Consider the following 21,018-nt stretch of genomic DNA (forward strand, 5'->3'; position numbering starts at 1 on the left):
GAAAACAGCAGCCGGCCGGAATGGTCGTAATCACTGCCGTCATCATAGACCAGGGAAACGGACGCCTGACCCGAGGCGGTGGCCGCAAGCTGCCCCGCGTCCATTGCCCTGCGCAGGTTAAGCACTTCGGACGTGGATTGGGTGAAATCGACATAGATGGGATCAAGCTGATTGATCGTGGCCATCACGTCGGTCTGCGCCGACACCAAGGCCCCCTCGGTGATCGTGGCGCGGCCGATCGTGCCGCTGATGGGGGCGCGCACCTCGGTGTAATCAGCTGGGTTTAGAACGTCGTGAGACAGTTCGGTCCCTATCTGCCGTGGGTGTAGGAGACTTGAGAAGAGTTGCCCCTAGTACGAGAGGACCGGGGTGAACGAACCACTGGTGGACCAGTTATCGTGCCAACGGTAGTGCTGGGTAGCTATGTTCGGACAGGATAACCGCTGAAGGCATCTAAGCGGGAAGCCCCCTTCAAAACAAGGTCTCCCTTGAGGGCCGTGGAAGACCACCACGTCGATAGGCCGGAGATGTAAGTGCAGCAATGCATTCAGTTGACCGGTACTAATTGCCCGATAGGCTTGATTTGATCCAGAAAAAAGCAAGATCAATCAAAAGCACCGACTTGAACAGAGAACAAAGCGTTCCTGATGTTGTNAAAMCCCCCTGTATCGCAAAAATACAGGTGGGGTTCTTCCTTGGTTTGGTGGTCATAGCACGAGCAAAACACCCGATCCCATCCCGAACTCGGCAGTTAAGTGCCGTCGCGCCAATGGTACTGCGTCTCAAGACGTGGGAGAGTAGGTCACCGCCAGACCTAGTAAGAACCCCTTCTCTCAAAACGAAATCAAAAAAGCGCACAAAAAATACAAATGTAGCGCAATCAGCGCGGGATGGAGCAGCCCGGTAGCTCGTCAGGCTCATAACCTGAAGGTCGTAGGTTCAAATCCTACTCCCGCAACCAAAATATACACTTCCCGAAACCTCCCGTCATTGGGAGGTTTTTTGATGTTCGGACAACAGATCCGAACCAAGGCTCAAGGACAGGATCCCTACGAGGGCGCCGTAAAGCGTCAGCTCGTGAACGCGGGCCTGACAGCGCATGCAGGTTCACACTCTGCAAAGTGAAATGCACAAGGGCTGAGTTAGATCATTGATCTGCATCGCTCCGTCCTTAGCACGATGCAGACGAGGTGACGTCGCCCCCTGCAGCTAATCCAGTTTGAGATAGACTCTGGCCCAAGCGAAAAGACTAGAGATGAAGTGCAGCAGATTTACCAAAGACTAGATTATTGGCATTTTGAAGGAGCACGAGGCCGGGATTTCCGTGGCCGATCTATGCCGCAAGCACAGGTCAGCGATGCAGCTGTCTATAAATGGAAAGCCAAGTATGGTAGAATGGATGTCAGCGAGGCGAAGCGGCTGAAGGCGCTTGAGAACGAAAACGGCAGGCTGAAAAAGCTCCTCGCCGACGCCATGTTGGACAATTCCGGCTCTGAAAGACCTGCTCGGAAAAATGGTGACGCCTGCCACGAAGCGGCAAGCGTCGCTCATCTTGTGCAGGGTCACTGGATGAGCGAACGGCGGGCGTGCCGGGTGATTGGCTGTTGCAGGATGACCATGCGCTATGAGGTGGTCCGACAGGATGATTCTGTGTTGCGGGAGCGGCTGAACGAACTGGCCAAGGTGCGCCGCAGGTTCGGCTACCGGCGGCGCATGTGTTTTTGCGGTGTGAGGGTCATGAGGTGAACCACAAACGCCTGTTCCGCATCTACCGCGAGGAGCAGTTGCATGTGCGGCGCCGGGGCGGGCGCAAGCGGGCGATCGGCACGCGGGCCCCGATGGTACTGCCGCTGATGCCGAATCAACGTTGGTCGTTGGACTTTGTGCCCGATCAGCTGACGGATGGCCGTCGGTTCCGGATCATGACCGTGGTCGATAACTGCACGCGCGAGTGCCTGGCCCTGATCGCGGATACTTCGTTCTCAGGCGCAAGGGTGGCGCGTGAGCTGGCGACGCTGTTCAATGCCCTCAGCAAGCCCCAAACGATTGTCAGCGATAACGGAACTGAGTTCACCTCGAACGCGATCCTGAAGTTCGTGGATGATCGCAAGTCTGACTGGCACTATATCGCGCCCGGCAAGCCGACCCGAGACTTGCCTTCATCGAAAGCTTCCACGGCCGCTTGCGCGATGAGTTGCTGAACGAGACCCTGCTCCGTCGTGCATCATGCCAGCATGACGCTGGCCGCTTGGCGCAAGGACTATAATACCGAACGCCCCCACTCCCGCCTCAACTGGCAGACCCCAGCCGAGTTTGCCCAAACCTTCGCCTCGCAACGGGGCCTGACGCTGCGTAATCCGCAAAGCTCCGCGCTAGCCCCCGTTGCCCACCCCTCCCAAATCGGCAAAACTCAAACCCGGAGCCTCGCTCATGCTGGATAAAAGTTGGGGGCAACGTTAGAGGCAAATAACCTCAAGCTTCTTCCGATATCTCGCAGATATTCAGGATTGTCAGCATGTAGACCTTTATCAGGGCAATGTAGTCGACGATATCAACGCGTTCGTCGGGCATGGTGTTGTAGCGTCCCCCGCTTCCACAGACGATCCCTTCCATCCCGCCAAGCTCGTACAGATGCCCGGCATCCGAACCATAAAACCGCGTCGGGGTGATCGCTCCGGTCGGCTGCTCGGTGCCCAGGACTTCTTTGTAGGCTGCATTGATGGCGGCCACGATCCTGCTGTCTTTCTTCACCTCGAAGGGGGGCATCAGTGCAAGGCCTTTTTCCTGCATCGTGTCCATGGAAATCAGCTTCGTCTGCAGGCCGGGGAAGCGGTCCCGCAAACGGGACAGCTCCACCTCCATGTCCGCCAGAACACCCTCGCGGGTCTGGCCGGGCGCGTAACGCGACGATCCCTTCAGGATACAGACATCGGCCACCTGCGGCGGGCGCCATTCTTCCAGATCACGGCCAAGGGCGGCCTTGAACACCCCGACGTGGCAGCGGTTTACCGAGGCATGTTCGTCGCTTGCTGCACCTGTAAAGGTCATCGCATTCAATCGGCCAACCAGATCGCAACCTGCGACAAGAGCATCTACTGCCTCTTCGCGCTTTGACAGGTGGCGCGTATGGCCGGTCAATTCAATCTGGAATTTCAGCGCCGCGGAATGCATCGTGACAGCCACCAGATCACTGGGTTCGCCATTGATGAAATAATCTGCGCGCAGCCCGTCGCGCAGCACGGCTTCGGTGCCGACCCCGCCTTGCAGTTCGCCCACCACATAGGTCAGGACGACATCCCCCTTCAGGCGAATGCCGGCCTGCTGTATCGCCCGGACGGCGCAGAAGAACGCCGCATCGGATGATTTCATGTTCGACACACCAATTCCGTAGATGAATTTGTCATCGACCAGTCCGCCCCAGGGATCGACAGTCCAGCCCTCGGTCACGGGGTTGGTGTCCAGATGCCCGTTGAACATCAGGCTTTTCCCGCCACCGGTGCCCTTCAGCGTGCCGATCGCATTGCAGCGGCCCTTTTCTCCAAAGGCGTGTACATGGGCGTTGACGCCGATTGCATCCATTTCCTCGACCATGCGCTTGACCAGCACGGTTTCGCCTTCGGTTTCGGAATAGGTCTTATGCTGCACCATCATCGAAATCAGATCGAGGCATGCTTTTTCGTCGATACTGTCGAGCAGGGCTTTGCGGTCCATCTTGGCGTCCTTGGGGTATTACAAGCTGTGGGTAAAGGCAGGCGGGGTAACAGCCGCCAGCAGCGCGCGGGTGTAATCCGCACGGTCGGGATCGGTGATACGTTCGGCATCCGAAATCTCCACCAGATCACCGCGGTACATTACGGCAATCCGGTGGGCGATCTGGCGCACCAGATTGATGTCATGGGTAATGAACACATAGGCGGCGCCGGTATCGCGGTGCAGTTCCATCAGCAGATCAATGACCGATGCCTGTACCGACACGTCCAGCGCCGAGGTGATTTCATCGCAGATCACCAGCCGGGGGTTCGACAGAAAGGCCCGCGCGATGGCAATCCTCTGTTTCTCTCCGCCCGAAAGCTCATGCGGAAAGCGGTCGATATAATGCGCGGGCAGGCGTACCCGCTCCAGCATGCTCTTGATCCGTTCGCGCGGGTTGCCGCTGCCGCCATAAAGCCGGACCGGCCGGCCCAGAATTTCCGAGATGCGCTGGCGCGGATTGAGCGATGCATCCGGGTGCTGAAATATGATCTGCACATCGCGACGATAACCGCGGTCCATATCGGACAGGCCGCGCACGGGCTTTCCATCGAATTCGATCAGCCCGTCAAAACGGTTCAGCCCGGTCATGGCTTTGGCAAGCGTCGATTTGCCGGAACCGCTTTCCCCGACAATTCCCAGAACCTCGCCGGGCTGCAGGTCCAGCGTTATGGCCTGATTACCTACCACGGGCTGGAAATCCCGGCGCAGCAAGCTGTCCACCCATGATTTGCGCCCGAATTTGACCGACAGGTCCTGCACCGATACGAGCGGTGTGCCGGATTCTTCCAGCGGTTGGACCAGACGTTTGTCGGGGTCGGGGGCGGCGGCGATCAGGGCCTTGGTGTAGCTGTGGTTGGGCGCGCGAAACAGTCTGACCGTCTCCTCCTGCTCCACCACCGTACCTTTTTGCAGCACCGCCACACGGTTCGCCGTCTGGGACAGCAGTGCCAGATCATGCGAGATATAGAGGGAGGCCACTCCGGTCTGGGCCTGCAATTCGGCAAAAAGATCCAGAATCTGGCGCGCGGTGATCACGTCCAGCGCGGTCGTCGGTTCATCGAAGATGATCAGTTCGGGGTTGCAGGCAAAGGCGGTGGCAATCACCACGCGCTGTTTCTCTCCGCCGGATACCTCATGGGGCAGGCGGCGCATCATCTCGGCGGGGGTCTTGAGGCCCACCTGTGCCAGTCGCGCCTCTCCCTCGCGCCATGCCTGTGCGGTGGTCATGCCCTGATGGCGTATCAGCACCTCGGCCAGTTGTTCGCCCAACCGCAGGGTCGGGTTCAGCGATGTCGCCGGATCCTGAAACACCATGGACATGCGGCGGCCCCGGATGTCCGACATGGCGCGTTCGTTCTGCGCCCGCAGATCCGTAGTGCCGAGGCGGATGCTCCCCGCGTTTTCCTCGGCGTTGCCGGGAAGATGGCGCATGATGGCACTGGCCATGCTGGATTTTCCGGATCCGCTTTCGCCGACAAGGCCGAGGATCTCACCACGGGCAATCGTAAGATCGATATTGTTGATGACGGGAATTTTTCCGCGCGGTGCACGATAGGCCAGAGAATAGTCGCTGACCTGAAGCACGGGGGTCAATGATGTGGTCATGGTCATGCCCTTCAGGTGCGGGGGTTCAGGGCGTCGCGCAATCCGTCGCCCAGAAGGTTGAAGCCGATGGCGGTCAGGGCGATCGCGGCGCTTGGCCACAGCAGGATCCAGTAGGAGCGGTGCAGATACTGCCGTGCCTCGGACACCATCAGGCCCCAGTCGGTGGCGGGGGGTTGTGCGCCAAGGCCGAGAAAGGACAGTGTAGCGAACAGCATGACGGCAAAGGATACGCGGATCGTCATTTCCACCACGATGGGGGCAATGACATTGGGCAGCATTTCCCGCAGAACGATATAGCCGGAGCCTTCGCCCCGCGCGATTGCGGCGCTGACGTATTCCTGCTTGCGCACCGTCAGTGCGACCGAACGGCTGATACGGGCCATGCTGGGCATGAAGGCGATCGCGATTGCCAGCAGCGCATTCGCCGAATTCGATCCCAGCAGCGATACGACCAGCAACGCCAGCAGCAACGAGGGAATGGCCATGACGGCATCCACCGTTCGCATGATGAACTCGTCCGCACGCCCGCCCAGATAGGCTGAACCGGTGCCCAGAATGGCGCCCCCCAGCGTTCCGATAACGGTGGCGGCAACGGCCATCACAACGGTTGATCTGGCGCCATCCAGAAGGCGGCTCAGGATATCGCGGCCGTATTGATCCGTGCCCAGCCAATGTTCCGCAGAGGGTGCCTTATAGCGCGCCAGCGCCTGCATATCCTCGGGGCCGAAGGGGGTCAGCCAATGACCGCCCAGCACGGCCACGAATATCAACCCGACAATCAGACATCCCAGAAACCCTTGTGGTGTCCGCAGAAGGCGGCCCAGAAAATCAGTCATACTGGATCCTTTTGTCGAGCCAAGCATACATAAGGTCTGCGGCAAAGTTCACGATCGAATAGGTGGCGGCCATGATCATCACGCCAGCCTGGATAACAGGCAGGTCGCGGGCTTGGATTGCCGACATCAGCGAACGGCCGATGCCGGGGATGGAAAAGATTTCCTCCACCACGATGACGCCGCCCAGCAGATATCCGACATCCAGCGCAACGATGGTGATGGTGGGCAGCAGCGCATTCCGTAGCCCATGGCGAAACAGCACGCGCCGGGGGTGGAGCCCTTTCAGACGGGCCGCGCGCACGTAATCGGTGTGCATCACGTCCACCAGCTCGGACCGCACCATGCGCGAGACATGGGCGATCATCATCACGGATACGACGGTAACCGGCAGGATCAGCCGCTCGATGCCCCCCACGAAATCCTGCGTCAGCGGAATGTATCCGGCAGGCGGCAGCCATCCCCAGAAATCCGCGATCAGCAGCACCGCCAGCGTGGCCGTCACGAATTCGGGCAGGGACACCCCGACATAGGACAGGAACCCGACCGCCAGATCGGCCAGCTTGCCCCGCCGCACCGCCGCGATGATGCCCATGGGAACGGCCAGCACCAGCATCAGCGCCAGCGCCAGAACCGCCAGCGTCAATGATGTGCCAAGCGCCGAGAACAGCGCCGGGCCGACAGGCTGGCCGGTCCGCATGGATATGCCGAAATCCCATCGGATCACGCCGCCGGCCCAATGCAGATATTGCAGCCAGACCGGATCGTTCAGGCCCATCTGCTGGCGCAATGCCTCCAGCGCCTCGGGGGTGGCATTTTCGCCCAGCATCATCACCGCCGCATCCGCGGGCAGGATCTGCGTGATCCCGAACACGAGAACGGACACGACGAATAGCGTGTAGAACGTAAGCGCGACGCGCTTGAGAATATAGCTCGCTGACACGGAGGAAATCCTGTCGTTTGGCCCGCCCGTATCGGGGCAGGCCGTTGTGGGTTGGGATCAGCCTTTGGTCGGTGCCGATGCATCCAGCCATGCATGGTCCAGACGGAAGACCGAGGCGCGGGGATGGATGTCATACCCCTGCATCCACGTGCGTTTCGCGCCCAGCACATCAAAGAATGCGGGAATGATCGAGGGTACCTCGTCATTCATCATCGCCTGTGCTTGGGTATAGAGGTCCGTCCGTTCGGCCGTATCGAGCGTGCTGCGCGCGCGGTTCACCAGTGCATCGAAATCCGAGTTGTTCCAGCGCGTCTCGTTCCAGGCCGCGTCCGAGGTGAACAGCAATTTCAGGATGCCGTCCGGCGTAGGCTGCATGTTGTAGAAGCCGACATAGAACGCACCCTTGGTCCAGACCTGATCCAGATAGGTGGCATGGGGCATCGTAATGACATTGATGGTGATCCCCGCCTCTTTGGCCATTTCCCGCAGCGCGACGGCCAATTGGGTCCGGATTGCCGGCCGGTCGGAGGCGACCAGTTCCGCCTCGAACCCGTCGGGCAGCCCAGCCTCGGCCAGAAGCGCCTTCGCTTCGGCAATGTTCTGTTCGCGTTGCGTCAACGGCTTGAAGAAGGGGTAGGAGCTGTTCAGCGGGGTATCGTTGCCCTTGGTGCCAAAGCCTTCGGTCATGAAATCGACCATGGCATCGCGGTCCACGGTCAGGGCCAGCGCACGCCGCACGCGCGGATCATCGAACGGGGCAATATCCGTGCCGAAGTTCACGTTGCAGAACTGCCCCGATTCAGACCGCAGAACGTCGATCCCGTCCTGCCCGTCCAGCCGCAGGAAATCGTTCGGACCAAGGGTGGAGATCATGTCGATATCACCCGCCATCAACGACGAGACCTGTGCCCCGAAATCCGGAAAGACATGCAGCTCTACCCGATCAAGATAGGGACGTGCGGGATCGTAATAGTCGGGGTTCTTTTCTACCACGACCATGCGGTCGGGTTCGTAGGATACCAGACGGAACGGCCCCGTACCGTTGGCCGTGCTGCGCAGGCTGTCAAAATCCCCCGCAATGACCGACGCGGGAATGATCCGTGCGTTGTTGTAGGCCAGCGCCACGGGCAGATCGGCATAGGGCGATGTCAAGGTAAAGCGGACGGTGGTCGCATCGACCGCCTCTACCTTGTCGATCGGGCCCACGTTGTTGCGCGCAGGGGAGGACAGGTCGGGGTTCAGGATGGCCTGAAAGCTGGCGACCACGTCATCGGCGGTGCAGGGGGTGCCGTCATGAAAGGTGACATCAGGGCGGATGTTGAACGTCCAGACCGACAGATCTTCGTTTCCTTCCCACGACAGGGCAAGATCCGGCTCGGCCAGCATGTCGCGGCCCAGGCGGGTCAGCCCGGAATACAGCAGCTCTGCCGTCAGGTATTCGGGGTTTACCCGCGTCAGCAGCGGATGCAGGACACTGACGGCCTGATCGACGGCAACCCGCAGCGTGCCGCCCGCCTCGGGCGTGGGCTGGGCAAGGCTGACGCGTGGAAATACGGCAGCCAGGGCGGTTGCGGCAACAGTGGATCCAAGGAAGGCACGGCGGTTGAAGGGCATGTTCGGCTCCGTTGTTGGACGTTATGTGTCTGGATTGAGGTCAGGCGCGAAATCGGCCGACAGATAGCAGAGGATCGTTTTCGCCAGCGCGGCAAGGTCGGCCCGTGTCGTATGTTCCTCGGGGCCATGACCGTTGGATGTCGGGCGGATCAGGCCGCTCAGGATCACTTCCTGCGCCACGCCTGCCTGCTGGACATATCCGCTGTCAGAGGCGCTTGCGGCCCCGTATTTGACAAAATCCGTGGCCGCATAGCCAAAGCCTGCCTGCATCGCGCGCATCCAGCGGGGGTAATGCGGCCCTTCGGGATCGGCGGTGGGAATCAGGTGCCCGATCAGGTCGATGTCCATCCGCGCGCCGGCGGGGCAGGCGGCCCGCAGCGCATCTTCGATCTCGGTTCGGGCAGATGCGAAATCTTCCTCGGGGGCGTAGCGGCGGGAAACCACGAAGGTGAACCTGTCGGGAACCTGCCCGCCACAGGTCCCTCCACCTGCCACGGTCAGGGCAATCTGCGGGGCAAGGGGCGGGGCGCCCGGGGGTGCCGGCAGCGCCGAAACCCGTGCCGCAATGGCAGGGCGCAGATCCTGAATGGCCTGCATCATCGGCAGGGCCGCCTCTATCGCGTTCACGCTGGCTTTCGTACGGTCGGCAGCATGGGCGGCAACGCCCGTCACGGTGATCTGCAAATTGAAACTGCCAAAGCAGCCCCCCCAGATCCGCGGCCCGGCAGAGCCGTTGAAATTCACCAGATGCCCATCGATCAGCCCCTGTTCGGCCAGATAGCGGATGCCGGGGTACAGCCCGCCCTCTTCATCGGTGCAGAGCAGCAACTGCGGGCGGTAGGCCAGCGGCACCTCGGCCTGACGTGCCACGCGCAGCGCATGCGCAGCCGCAGCAATGGCCCCTTTCATGTCTGCGGTTCCCAGCCCGTAAAGCACGCCGTCCTCTTCGGTCAGCGCCAATGGCGATCTGGTCCAGCCATTGGCTGCGCAAACCGTATCCACGTGGAAATACAGGCTGCACACGGGCAGGTCGGCCGCCCCGGGCCAATCGGCGATCAGGTTGACCCGCTGCCCCCGGGCAGGGCCACGCGGAACATGCCACAGGTTTTCGGGAACGGTGACACGGCAGGTATCCATGCCCAAAGGGCGAACGACAGCATCCATTACGGTTGCAAACGCATCATAACCGGCGCCGGGAGGAAACTGCGTATCTGTTTCGATCATGCCGGCAAGGTCTGCCACGGCCAGATCCAGTTGGGCGTCAATCAGCTCCATCGCCTCGATATGTGCGTCCCGCACTGCCATTCCACCTCCGGCTATTTCTGTATTACTATAAAGTTTATAGCAAAAGGCCGCCTATTGATCTTGACGTCAACGGTAAAGCGTACAGATTCAGGAAAAACCGGCGCCTGAGGCGGTTCATACTCGGAGAGATCAGATTAACGGCAGCACCAACCTACACCTGCCTATTTATCAGGCGGTGGCGAATAAGATAACCGAGCGCATCCAGACAGGTGTTTGGCCCACAGGAACAATCCTGCCCGCCGAGATCGCCTTGGCGCAGGAATTCGGGGTATCCGTCGGCACGCTGCGCCGGGCATTGGGCGATCTGACCGCCGGTGGAATGCTGGTCCGGCGGCGCAAGACCGGTACGGTCGTCACGGGCCGGACGCCGGATCATTCCCTGCATTTCGTCTACAACTACTTTCGGCTGCATTCCCGGGGCGGGGCATTGCAGACGTCGGTCGTGCGGATGCTGGGCCATAGCCTGCGCCCGGCAACGCCTGCCGAGATGACGCGGCTGGAATTGAAGGAGGCCGGTGATGTGCACGAGATTCACCGTCTGCGTGTGGTGGAGGGCAGGCCGGTAATGCACGAACGGATCATCATTCCCGCGCATCTTGTGCCCAATTTTCCGTCGAACCCCGCCGATATTCCCGACCGGATCTATTTCATGCTGTGGAATGAATACGGGCTCAAGATATCCGCGATCCGTGAGCAGGTGGAGGCTTCCTTGGCCGATGAGGTTGATCGTGAGGTACTGGAGCTTCCGGACCCTTCGGCCATTCTGGTGCTGAACGAAATCGCATATGACGAAATGGCACGCCCCTTGCTGCTGAACCGCCACCGCGCCTTTACCAGGGATGACGTGTATATCAATGAAATCCACTGATCGGGCCAGGGGTGGCAGCCCCGAGGCTGGCCTATCCGCTTCATTCCGTTACGAAAATGCCCCCGTATCTGCCGGAATCCCTACGCTTGGGGCGCTGTTTATTCCAGCATTTTCCGATATTTGACTTCTATCAACCGGCCCGGTTTGATCTAGTGCCATCAGAGTCGGAGGACTCTGTCGAGGAAAAAGGTCAAATCGAATGTATCAACACCGCATCCGCCGCCCGTCATTGATGAACGCAGTTATGTCGGCCGATCAGGCAGCGCGTCTTGTCACGGACGGTATGACCGTCGGGATGAGCGGCTTTACCCGCGCAGGCGAGGCAAAGGCCGTCCCCCTGGCCATGGCAGAGCGGGCGCAAAGCCATCCGTTCGGCATCACCCTGATGACGGGGGCCTCGCTCGGGAATGATATCGACAAGCTGTTGACCGAAGCCAAGGTGATCAAGCGCCGTCTGCCCTTTCAGGTGGACCCGGTGCTGCGTGCCGCCATCAACCGTGGTGAGATTTCATTCATTGACCAGCACCTTTCCGAAACGGTGGAGATGCTGCGTTCGCGTCAGATGGGGCCGATCGACGTGGCCATCGTCGAGGCGACCGCAATCCTTGAGGACGGCAGTATCGTGCCCACGACCTCGGTCGGGAATTCGGCGACCTTTGCGATCCTTGCGGAAAAGGTGATCGTGGAAATCAACCTGAACCAGCCGCTGGAGCTGGAGGGGTTGCACGATATCTATATCCCTTCGCGCCGCCCCCACCGCGAACCGATCGGGGTGATGAAATGCGATGACCGGATCGGCCTGAAATCCATCCCGATAGAACCCTCGCGGATTGCGGCGATCGTGATCACCGGGCAAACTGACAGCCCGTCCTCGAACGAGCCGGGGGATCATGCGACCAAGGCCATTGCCACCCATCTCATCAAGTTTTTCGAAGCGGAGGTGGAGGCGGGGCGCCTCGGGCGCAGTTTGGCGCCCCTGCAGGCGGGCATCGGCTCCATCGCCAATTCGGTGCTGCAGGGCATGATCGACAGCCCCTTCCACGGCCTGACGATGTATAGCGAGGTGCTGCAGGATTCCACGATCGAGCTGATCGACGCGGGCAAGATGACCTTTGCTTCGGCCTCTTCCATCACCCTCAGCGCCCCGTTCGCCGAGCGGTTCAGAGAGCGGCTGTCCGAATACAAGGACAAGATCGTTCTGCGTCCGCAGGAAATCAGCAACCACCCCGAGGTTATCCGGCGGCTGGGGATCATCGGCATCAATACCGCGCTGGAATGCGATATTTACGGCAACATCAACTCTACCCATGTCAGCGGGACGCATATGATGAACGGTCTGGGCGGATCGGGCGATTTTGCACGGAACGCCTATATGTCGGTATTCGTCGCCCGTTCCACAGCCAAGGACGGCGCGATTTCCACCGTTGTGCCGATGGTTTCGCATGTGGATCATACGGAGCACGACGTGGATGTCATCGTCACCGAACATGGTCTGGCCGACCTGCGCGGCCTCACCCCGCGAGAGCGGGCGCCCCTGATGATCGCGAACTGCATGGACCCGGCATTCCGCGAGGAGGCTATGGATTATTTCGAACGTGCCTGCAAACAGGCGGGTGGACAGACCCCGCATCTGCTGGCCGAGGCCTTTGCATGGCATGTCCGCCGCGCCGAAACCGGTACGATGCGCCGCAAGTAGGCGCAGGACTGACGGAAACGAATGGGGCGGGTGGATTGCCCGCCCTGACGGCCGCCCGGCGCGGGGCGGTTCTGCGATGAGGGTGGTGACTGCAAAACTTGCGTGCAAGCCACCTTGCCTGTTACCCGTAAAGTCAATGCATGCAGAACGGGTCCATGGAAGAAAAGCGTCTTGATATCCACACGGCGGGGGTGCCGCTGGTGTGTCGCAGCTGCGAGGCGCGGCACAAGGGAATGTGCGGCGCGCTGACGGAAAGCGAACTCGTCACCTTGGCCCGCCAGACCCGCATCGTGCATCATGCCGCAGGTGCGGAACTTGCAGCCGAGGCGATGCCCGTTGAAAGCTATGCCAATGTCATGCGTGGCGTGGTGAAATTGACCAAAATCCTTGAGGATGGCCGCCAGCAGATTGTGGGCCTGCAGTTTGCCCCGGATTTCATGGGGCGCCTGTTCAGCCGTGAAAGTGTGGTTTCCATGGAGGCGGCCTCCGATGTGGAGCTGTGCCGTGTCAGCAAGGGGGCGCTGGAACGGATGATCGCGGAAAATCCCGCGCTGGAGCATCGGCTGATGCAGCAGACGCTGCGGGAACTGGACGAGGCTCGGGACTGGATGGTCACTTTGGGGCGCAAGACTGCCGCCGAGAAGGTTTCCAGCTTTCTGTATCTGATCGCCACGCATATCGACCCTACAACCGAAGGGCAGGGACTGAGCGTGTTCGACCTGCCGCTGACCCGCGGCGATATTGCCGATTTTCTGGGGCTTACGATCGAGACGGTGTCGCGGCAGATCTCCCAGTTGCGGGCCGACCGTGTCATCAGCATCGAAGGGGTACGCCGTGTTACGGTCCCCGATCTTGCTGCCCTGCTGGCGCGCTGCGGCTGAGGGTGTGGCATCATTCTCCGTCATCCTTCGATCAGATGGCCGTTCGCCAGATGAAGGCGGCGCAGGCAGAGGTCGGCAGGCAGATCTGCATGGGTGATCATGATGACCGTGCGGCCGGTGGCAGCGCGTGTCAGATCCCGTAAAAAGGCCATCTGGGTGGGGCGATCCAGCCCGCTAGTCGGTTCATCCAGCAGCAGCACCGGTGCCGGAGAGAGGAGAGAGCGGGCAAGACACAGACGCCGTGCCTGACCCGTGGACAGGCTGCTGCCCGCCTCTCCCATCATGGTATCCAGGCCTGCCGGCAGCGTTTTCACCCAATCGGCAATTTGCGCATCGGCCAGCGCCTGCCATAGATCCTGATCGGTGGCATCAGGTGCCGCAATCAGAAGGTTTCCGCGAATGGTATCGAGAAACACGGGCGCATTCTGCTCCAGACAGGATAGGCGGCTGTGCAGATCGGCCTGACGCAGCTGGCAGATATCTACCCCGCCAAGGGTGATTTTTCCGGCCGAAGGGTCTGCCAAACGCAGCAACAGTTGCAGCAGCGCAGTTTTTCCCGCGCCACTGGGGCCGGAAATGGCCACATGCTGCCCCTGTGGAACATGCAGGGTGATGCCGTTCAGCACGACCCGCCCGTCCTGCAGGAAACCTACGTCATGCAGATGCAGATCGGATTGCGCAGGCGCCAGTTGCGGCAGCAGCACATCGGTAACGGCAGGCCGGGTTCGGGCAAGGGCAGCCAGCCGTTCGGCCCCTGCAACGGCCTGCCCGAAGCGGCCCAATCCGCGTACCAACGCCTGCGGGGCCTCGAATCCGGCAAGAGTGGCAAGGACCATACCTGCCATCGCCGCGCCACCGATAGCATCCTGCTGCAAAGCCTGCAGCCCCGACCAGAGCACGATGAGCATCGCGGCCCCTGCAAGGATATGGATTGCCCCCGCCGCGCAGGCGTTGCGTGCCGCCAGCCTGCGTTTGGCATGTTGCAGGCAGTTGTTGGCATGATCGAACATGTCCTGATGGCTGCTGCAGGCCCCGAATGCCAGAAGATCGGCATGGCCACGGATGCCATCGAACACCAGCATCCGCAGATCGGCGGTCAGCTGGGCCACCTCACGCCCGGGTCCGCGCACCGCCTGTATCAGAACCAGCGGTATTCCGGCGGCGGCAACGAAATAGCAAAGCGCAAACGGAAGCATTGCCTCGGGCAGGAACATCCACAGAAGGCCCGTGACCGAAAGGCCTGCGGCAAGGGATGCGATCAACGGCCCGACCATGACCGGCAAGACCATGCTCAGCGCATCCAGATCCCCCGTCAGGCGGGCCACCAGATCGCCATGGCGCGGGCTTTGACGGGACAGGGGCAACCGGGGAAACAGAACCGATGTCAGCCATGCCCGCTGGTCGGACAGCAGCCGCAGGACCGCATCATGCCCCGTCAGCTTTTCACCATAGCGCGCCCCGATGCGGAGCATTGACAGCCCCCGCACAAGGGATGACGGCACGAACAGGTTGAACGCGGCGCCACCTCCGGCCAAGGCGGCAGCCGTAATGAACCACCCGGATACCCCCAGGAGCGCAACCCCGGCCAGAACCGTCACCACCGCCAGCCCCAATGACAGGGCAAGCCGCCCCAGATACGGCCGAAGAAACCCGCCAAATTCCAGCAAGGCGATCATGACGCGGCCTCCAGTGCCGGTGCAAGGCGGGGGGTGAAATACAGATGACCATCATGCAACTGCATGACATGGCTCATCCGCTCTGTAAGTGCCGTCGAATGGGTGGCCACGATCAACGTACGGTTCGCGGCATATTCCATCAGGCCATCCAGCACGCGTGCCTCGGTAGCGCGGTCCAGATGCGCGGTGGGTTCGTCCAGAAGCAGGACTGGCGTATCGAGCAGATATGCGCGGGCGAGCGCGATACGTTGCACTTCACCTCCTGACAGGCCAAGGCCACCATCGCCGATGCGCGTATCCAGCCCCGCGGGCAGGGCCGAGGCAAACGCCATGACCTGTGCCCGTTGTGCGGCGGCCAGAACTTCGGCATCAGATGCCTCCCGCCGTGCAAGGCGAATATTGTCGGCAATCGTGCCCTCGAACAGATGTGGACGCGCCCCGATCAGGGTCACCTGCGAACGGATGGTCTCGGCCCGCAGTTCGGCGATGGAGATACCGTTCAGGGCAATTTCGCCGCCGGATATGCGCAGCCCGGCAATGGCATTGAGCAGGCTGGATTTTCCGCATCCGCTGGCCCCTACCAAGGCAGCATGTGTGCCCCGCGGAACGTCGCACCAGGCATTCTGCAGGATGAAGCTGCCATCCGGCAGAACCAGAGAAACATCCCGCAGGGCGAGCGGCAGGACCAGCGTCGGCCCCGTATGGCGGCGTTGCGGGGTGCGCGCTGCGGCGCTCCGGTCGACGGTCGCGAACTCTGTCAGGATCAGTTCCGCAGCGGCCTTGGCCCCGGCACGATCGTGGTAATGCGCGGCCAAGGTACGAAGGGGGTTATAAACCTCCGGCGCCATCAGCAGGCAGAACAGGCCCGCCTGAAGGGGCAGCATTCCGGCCCGCAGATCAACCATGCCCAGAAAGCTGAGCCCCACATAAAGGGCCACGCCCGCCACGCCCAGCGCGGCAAAGAACTCCAGCGTGGCCGAGGATAGGAACGCAATACGCAGCACCTTCATCGTGCGTTCCCGCAAAGCGTCGCTTGCGGAATGAACGGCGGCGGTCTCGGCATCCTCGCGACCGAACAACTTCAACGTCAGCAAACCGCGCAATCTGTCTGCAAAATGGGCAGACAGCCGGGCAAAGGCCTGCGCCTCGGTTTTCTTGGCCGCCTCGGCGCCCCAGCCCGCCAGCGCCATGAACAAGGGGATCAGGGGGGCGGTGATCAGAAGTAGCAGGCCGGCAATCCAGTCAACCGGCAGTACGACAACAGCAAAGGCAAGGGGCAGCAGCGTGGCCTGTATCATCGCGGGCAGGAAACGGGCGAAAAACGGGTCAAGAGCCTCCACCTGATCGACGATGGTGGCGTTCAATGCACCCGAGGCGCGTGATGCGGTCCATTCGGGGCGCTGGGCCAGCATCCGGCTGCACAACGATGACCGCAAAAGCGTCGTGATCCTTGCGCCCGCGATACTTCCCGCCTGTTCGCCCATGGCCCCCAGAATACCGCGAAACACGACCAGCAGACCGATCATGCCGATGGGGGCCACAAGTTCGGCAGGGGGGGCATGATCGGCAATGGCACGACCCAGCACCTGTGCCAACAGGGAGGCCTGCACGACCAGCGCGCAGCCAGACAGTACCGGCAGTATCAGCGAGATCCATAATGCCGCCCCGCCATCGGTGCGCAGGCGCATCATCCAGCGGGCAGCATCAGCGGGCNGGGGGAGGGGTTTTTCCATCATCAGGTTGATCTATGGGGCATTTGCCTCCCCGACCTTGATCTGGATCAAACCGCGCCGCGCATTCTGGCGATAGGAGGGCACCACAGCCGGACGTTCCGGCGCAATCGCAGGATGCCCCCATGATCGACATGACAATCGTCGACCTGTCCCGGCTGCAGTTCGCAGCGACAGCTCTTTACCACTTTCTGTTCGTACCCCTGACGCTGGGGCTTTCGGTTCTCATGGCGATCATGGAAAGCGTCTATGTCATGACGGGGCGCGAGATCTGGCGGCGGATGACCTTTTTCTGGGGAACCCTGTTCGGCATCAACTTTGCCATGGGGGTGGCGACCGGCATCGTCATGGAATTCCAGTTCGGAATGAACTGGAGCTATTACAGCCACTACGTAGGCGACGTATTCGGGGCGCCTCTGGCTATCGAGGGGTTGATGGCGTTTTTCCTGGAGGCGACCTTCATCGGGCTGTTCTTCTTCGGATGGGATCGCTTGTCCCGCCGCGGGCACCTGATGGTTACATGGCTGACGGCGCTAGGCGCCAATTTTTCGGCATTGTGGATCCTGATCGCGAACGGGTGGATGCAGAACCCCGTCGGAAGCCGTTTCAACCCCGATACGATGCGGATGGAGGTGACGGATTTCATGGCCGTCCTGTTCAACCCCGTCGCGCAGGCCAAATTCGTGCATACCGTCAGTGCGGGCTATGTGGCGGGGGCGATGTTCGTCATGGCCATCAGCGCTTTTTTCCTGCTGCGGGGCCGTCATATCGATCTGGCAAAACGGTCGATGGCGGTTGCGGCCAGCTTCGGCCTTGCCTCCGCCCTGTCTGTGGTCATCCTGGGGGATGAGAGCGGCTATGTCGCAACCGAACACCAGCAGATGAAAATTGCCGCGATGGAGGCGATGTGGGAAACCGAAGAGGCCCCAGCCGGCCTGACGGTGATCGCGCTGCCGGGGGACGGGGGCAACAGCTATGAGATCAAGATCCCTTATATTCTGGGACTGATGACAACCCGATCCCTTGATACCGAGGTTCCGGGCATTCTGGATCTGGTAGAGCGGGCGGGCGAACGGATCGTCAGCGGGATCACGGCCTATTCCGCGCTGCAAACCATTCGCGCCAACCCCGATGATCAGGCTGCACGGGCCACATTCGATGACCATTGGCGTGATCTGGGATATGCGCTGCTGCTAAAGCAATATCGGACCGATGTGGAGAATGCGACGCCCGAGGATATTGCCAAGGCGGCCCTGGATACGGTTCCGGATGTGCCGGTGCTGTTCATCAGCTTTCGCGTGATGGTGGCGCTGGGGCTGTTCTTCATCCTGTTTTTCGGAGTGGCCTTTGTCGTGGCCACGCGCCATCGGCTGGGCGAGAGTCGCCTGCTGTTGAAGATTGCGCTGTTCAGCCTGCCGCTACCCTGGGTCGCGATCGAGGCGGGTTGGGTCGTGGCCGAATACGGCCGCCAGCCCTGGGCGATCGAAGGGGTGCTGCCCACGTTCTATGCGGCATCGGGCCTTACATTCTGGGATCTGGTCATCTCGCTCACCTTTTTCATCGTGCTTTATACCCTGCTGGCGATCGTCATGGTCATCCTGATGGTCCGCGCGATCAGGAAAGGGCCGGGCACCACATCTCCGCTGGATCTTGTCACACATACGCCGGACGGCATTCTGCCTGTCACCGCAAAGGGCTGAAACCATGAATCTTCCTCTTGATTATGAAACGATGCGGGTCATCTGGTGGCTGCTTCTGGGCAGCTTGCTGATCGGATTTGCCATCATGGGCGGTCTGGATATGGGGGTGGGAACGCTGCTGCCATTTGCGGCCCGCACGGATGACGAACGCCGCGTTCTGCTGAACCTGATGGGCCCGACATGGGAGGGCAATCAGGTGTGGCTGGTGCTGGGCGGTGGTGCGATCTTTGCCGCCTGGCCCGCGCTATATGCGGTATCCTTCTCGGGCTTCTATCTGGCGATGATCGCCATCCTGTTTGCGCTGATCCTTCGACCTGTCGGATTCAAGTTCCGCGGCAAGATCACTCATCCCGTCTGGAGGGCGGTCTGGGACTGGGCGCTGTTCATTGGCGGATTTGTTCCCGCGCTGATCTTTGGTGTGGCGGTTGGCAATGTGCTGCTGGGGGCACCCTTCGGACTGGATGGCACATTGCGCCCTTATTACGAGGGGACATTCTTCGGCCTTTTGCGCCCCTTTGCGCTGCTGTGCGGCCTGCTGAGCGTTTCGATGCTGGTGGCCCACGGTGGGGGGCTGATCGCGATGCGAACAAGCGGGCCCATGGCTGAACGTGGCCGCATGTTCGCCCGCATGGGCGCAGGGGCCGCGGCCCTGTTGTTCATCATCGGGGGTGTATGGGTGACCTATGCCTTGCAGGGATACCGTGTCACCAGCGTGCAGGACCATATGGGGCCGTCGAACCCGCTGGCAAAAACCGTGACCCGGGAAACGGGGGCATGGGTTGCCAATTACTCTGCCCATCCATGGATGATGATTGCACCGGTTCTGGCGTTGGCGGGGCTACTGGTTGCATGGATCGCCCTTGGCCAGCGACGGGGGCGGATTGCAATCCTGTCATCGGCGACCGCGATCTTCGGGATCATCGCCACGGCTGGCCTCTCGCTCTTTCCGTTCCTGCTGCCGTCATCCTTGATCCCGGAGGCCAGCCTGACGGTGTGGGATGCCTCCTCCAGCCATCTGACCCTGTTCATCATGCTGGGGGCGACGGTCATCTTCCTGCCACTTATTCTTGTCTACACCAGTTGGGTGTTCTGGGTCATGCGCGGCACCGTCACGTCTGACACGATCGCCCGCAATCCGAACGCATACTGACGGAGTTTTCCATGTGGTATTTTTCCTGGGTCCTCGGCCTCGGCCTTGCCTGCACCTTCGCAATTTTGAACGCGATCTGGTATGAAATCCGTGAGGACAAACGAAAGGAACAGGCATCGCAGCCACGTTGAGACATCGGCCCGGCCCGTAAGACGGCCCTTATCACATCAGCTTCAGGAGACAGGAATGAGTAAGACCATGAAGGCCGCCGTCGTGCGGGAGTTCGGACAGCCTCTTGTGATCGAAGAGGCCAATATTCCCGAAATTGCACCGGGAACAATTCTTGTGAAGGTCGAGGCCTGCGGGGTGTGCCACACCGATCTGCACGCCATGCGCGGCGACTGGCCGGTAAAGCCGAAGCCGCCGTTCATTCCGGGCCACGAAGGCGTGGGGCATGTGGTGGCCGTGGGTGCCGGTGTCACCAATGTGCGCGAAGGGGACCGGGTCGGCGTGCCGTGGCTCTATTCCGCCTGCGGGCATTGTTCGCATTGTCTGGGCGGCTGGGAAACCCTGTGCGAGGCGCAGCTCAACTCGGGCTATTCCATCAACGGGGCCTTTGCGGAATACGTGCTTGCGGATCCGAACTATGTCGGCCACCTGCCCGAAGGCATCGACTTTGTCGATATCGCCCCTGTCCTGTGCGCCGGTGTGACCGTGTACAAAGGCCTGAAGGTGACCGATGCCAAGCCCGGTGAATGGGTGACCATTTCCGGTGTCGGGGGGCTGGGCCATATGGCGGTGCAATACGCCAAGGCGATGGGCCTGCATGTGGCCGCGGTGGATATCGACCCGTCAAAGCTGGCCCTGGCCAAAGAGCTGGGGGCCGAAGTGACTGTCAATGCAAGCGAGGTTGATCCGGTCGAGGCGATCCGCCGGGAAACCGGGGGCGGCACGCATGGCGTTCTGGTGACTGCGGTTTCGCCCAAGGCGTTCGGCCAGTCGCTGAAATTCGCGCGGCGGGGTGGCACCATTGCGCTGAACGGCCTTCCACCGGGAGAGTTTCCCCTGCCGATTTTCGACATGGTTCTGGACGGGATCACGGTCCGTGGCTCTATCGTGGGGACACGGCTCGATCTGGCTGAATCCCTTGATTTTGCAGCGCGCGGGCTGGTCAAGGCGCATACCGCCACGGCCCGGCTGGATGATATCAACGATGTTTTCGACAAAATGCAGGCGGGCAAGATCGATGGCCGTATCGTGCTGGATTTTGCCTGATCCGTGAAAAGGAAAGGCTCGCGTCCTGAACGCGAGCCTTTTTGTCGTG

General features: G+C 61.0%; 15 protein-coding genes, 1 tRNA gene, 2 rRNA genes and 1 pseudogene. 11 read left to right on the forward strand and 8 right to left on the reverse strand.

Annotated elements, in window-relative coordinates:
* The 4 genes and pseudogenes from TR36_RS15740 to TR36_RS06505 form a co-directional block, all read left to right on the forward strand.
* Nucleotides 1-586, forward strand: a 23S ribosomal RNA gene (locus TR36_RS15740); the annotation flags it as partial.
* A gap of 113 nt (nucleotides 587-699) precedes the next feature.
* Nucleotides 700-814, forward strand: a 5S ribosomal RNA gene (gene rrf, locus TR36_RS06490).
* A gap of 70 nt (nucleotides 815-884) precedes the next feature.
* Nucleotides 885-961 (forward strand) — tRNA-Met (locus tag TR36_RS06495).
* A 324-nt stretch (nucleotides 962-1,285) separates the two neighbouring features.
* Nucleotides 1,286-2,441, forward strand: a pseudogene (locus TR36_RS06505) (IS3 family transposase).
* Nucleotides 2,442-2,472: 31 nt separating this feature from the next.
* On the opposite strand, the gene TR36_RS06510 reads toward TR36_RS06505, so the two are convergent.
* The 6 genes from TR36_RS06510 to TR36_RS06535 are packed head-to-tail and all read right to left on the reverse strand — an operon-like array spanning nucleotide 2,473 to nucleotide 10,053.
* Complete coding sequence (locus TR36_RS06510; protein ID WP_045390891.1) at nucleotides 2,473-3,711, reverse strand: M20 family metallopeptidase; 1,239 nt, start codon at nucleotides 3,709-3,711, stop codon at nucleotides 2,473-2,475.
* A gap of 18 nt (nucleotides 3,712-3,729) precedes the next feature.
* Nucleotides 3,730-5,358: an ABC transporter ATP-binding protein gene (gene nikE / locus TR36_RS06515; protein WP_202814382.1), complete on the reverse strand. Its 1,629-nt coding sequence runs from the start codon at nucleotides 5,356-5,358 to the stop codon at nucleotides 3,730-3,732.
* Nucleotides 5,359-5,369: 11 nt separating this feature from the next.
* Complete coding sequence (locus TR36_RS06520) at nucleotides 5,370-6,194, reverse strand: ABC transporter permease (RefSeq protein WP_045390885.1); 825 nt, start codon at nucleotides 6,192-6,194, stop codon at nucleotides 5,370-5,372.
* Entirely contained in the window at nucleotides 6,187-7,134 is a 948-nt protein-coding gene (locus tag TR36_RS06525) for an ABC transporter permease (RefSeq protein WP_045390882.1), read from the reverse strand. The genes TR36_RS06520 and TR36_RS06525 overlap by 8 nt, the downstream gene beginning before the upstream one ends.
* 57 nt (nucleotides 7,135-7,191) lie before the next feature.
* Complete coding sequence (locus TR36_RS06530) at nucleotides 7,192-8,748, reverse strand: ABC transporter substrate-binding protein (protein WP_045390879.1); 1,557 nt, start codon at nucleotides 8,746-8,748, stop codon at nucleotides 7,192-7,194.
* A gap of 21 nt (nucleotides 8,749-8,769) precedes the next feature.
* Complete coding sequence (locus TR36_RS06535) at nucleotides 8,770-10,053, reverse strand: M20 family metallopeptidase (RefSeq protein ID WP_045390877.1); 1,284 nt, start codon at nucleotides 10,051-10,053, stop codon at nucleotides 8,770-8,772.
* A 175-nt stretch (nucleotides 10,054-10,228) separates the two neighbouring features.
* Between TR36_RS06535 and TR36_RS06540 the strand changes: the two genes are divergently transcribed.
* From TR36_RS06540 to TR36_RS06550, 3 genes are all read left to right on the forward strand, one after another.
* A complete protein-coding gene (locus TR36_RS06540) occupies nucleotides 10,229-10,921 on the forward strand; it encodes a GntR family transcriptional regulator (protein WP_202814383.1) in 693 nt (230 codons plus the stop codon).
* 199 nt (nucleotides 10,922-11,120) lie between these two features.
* On the forward strand, nucleotides 11,121-12,617 hold the full coding sequence (locus TR36_RS06545) for an acetyl-CoA hydrolase/transferase family protein (protein WP_045390871.1): 1,497 nt from the start codon (nucleotides 11,121-11,123) through the stop codon (nucleotides 12,615-12,617).
* Between the two features lie 155 nt (nucleotides 12,618-12,772).
* Nucleotides 12,773-13,498: a Crp/Fnr family transcriptional regulator gene (locus TR36_RS06550; RefSeq protein ID WP_045391022.1), complete on the forward strand. Its 726-nt coding sequence runs from the start codon at nucleotides 12,773-12,775 to the stop codon at nucleotides 13,496-13,498.
* A 20-nt stretch (nucleotides 13,499-13,518) separates the two neighbouring features.
* On the opposite strand, the gene cydC is transcribed toward TR36_RS06550, so the two are convergent.
* Nucleotides 13,519-15,174, reverse strand: a complete 1,656-nt coding sequence (gene cydC / locus TR36_RS06555) for a thiol reductant ABC exporter subunit CydC (protein ID WP_045390868.1) — start codon at nucleotides 15,172-15,174, stop codon at nucleotides 13,519-13,521.
* Nucleotides 15,171-16,910: a thiol reductant ABC exporter subunit CydD gene (gene cydD / locus TR36_RS06560; RefSeq protein WP_062762766.1), complete on the reverse strand. Its 1,740-nt coding sequence runs from the start codon at nucleotides 16,908-16,910 to the stop codon at nucleotides 15,171-15,173. The genes cydC and cydD overlap by 4 nt, the downstream gene beginning before the upstream one ends.
* A 122-nt stretch (nucleotides 16,911-17,032) precedes the next feature.
* On the opposite strand from cydD, the gene TR36_RS06565 reads away from it, so the two are divergent.
* Genes TR36_RS06565 through adhP form a run of 4 tightly spaced genes read left to right on the forward strand, consistent with a single transcriptional unit; the run spans nucleotide 17,033 to nucleotide 20,969 of the window.
* Nucleotides 17,033-18,604 (forward strand): cytochrome ubiquinol oxidase subunit I, encoded by a 1,572-nt coding sequence (locus TR36_RS06565; RefSeq protein ID WP_202814389.1) that lies wholly within the window; start codon nucleotides 17,033-17,035, stop codon nucleotides 18,602-18,604.
* Between the two features lie 4 nt (nucleotides 18,605-18,608).
* Nucleotides 18,609-19,754 carry a cytochrome d ubiquinol oxidase subunit II gene (gene cydB / locus TR36_RS06570; RefSeq protein WP_045390859.1) on the forward strand — a complete coding sequence of 382 codons (1,146 nt, stop codon included), beginning with the start codon at nucleotides 18,609-18,611 and terminating at the stop codon, nucleotides 19,752-19,754.
* An 11-nt stretch (nucleotides 19,755-19,765) separates the two neighbouring features.
* Complete coding sequence (gene cydX / locus TR36_RS14755) at nucleotides 19,766-19,885, forward strand: cytochrome bd-I oxidase subunit CydX (RefSeq protein ID WP_067397916.1); 120 nt, start codon at nucleotides 19,766-19,768, stop codon at nucleotides 19,883-19,885.
* Nucleotides 19,886-19,940: 55 nt separating this feature from the next.
* A complete protein-coding gene (gene adhP, locus TR36_RS06575) occupies nucleotides 19,941-20,969 on the forward strand; it encodes an alcohol dehydrogenase AdhP (protein WP_045390856.1) in 1,029 nt (342 codons plus the stop codon).
* Nucleotides 20,970-21,018: the final 49 nt, after the last annotated feature.

Source organism: Falsirhodobacter sp. alg1 (genome assembly GCF_000739715.2).
Classification (GTDB): domain Bacteria; phylum Pseudomonadota; class Alphaproteobacteria; order Rhodobacterales; family Rhodobacteraceae; genus Falsirhodobacter.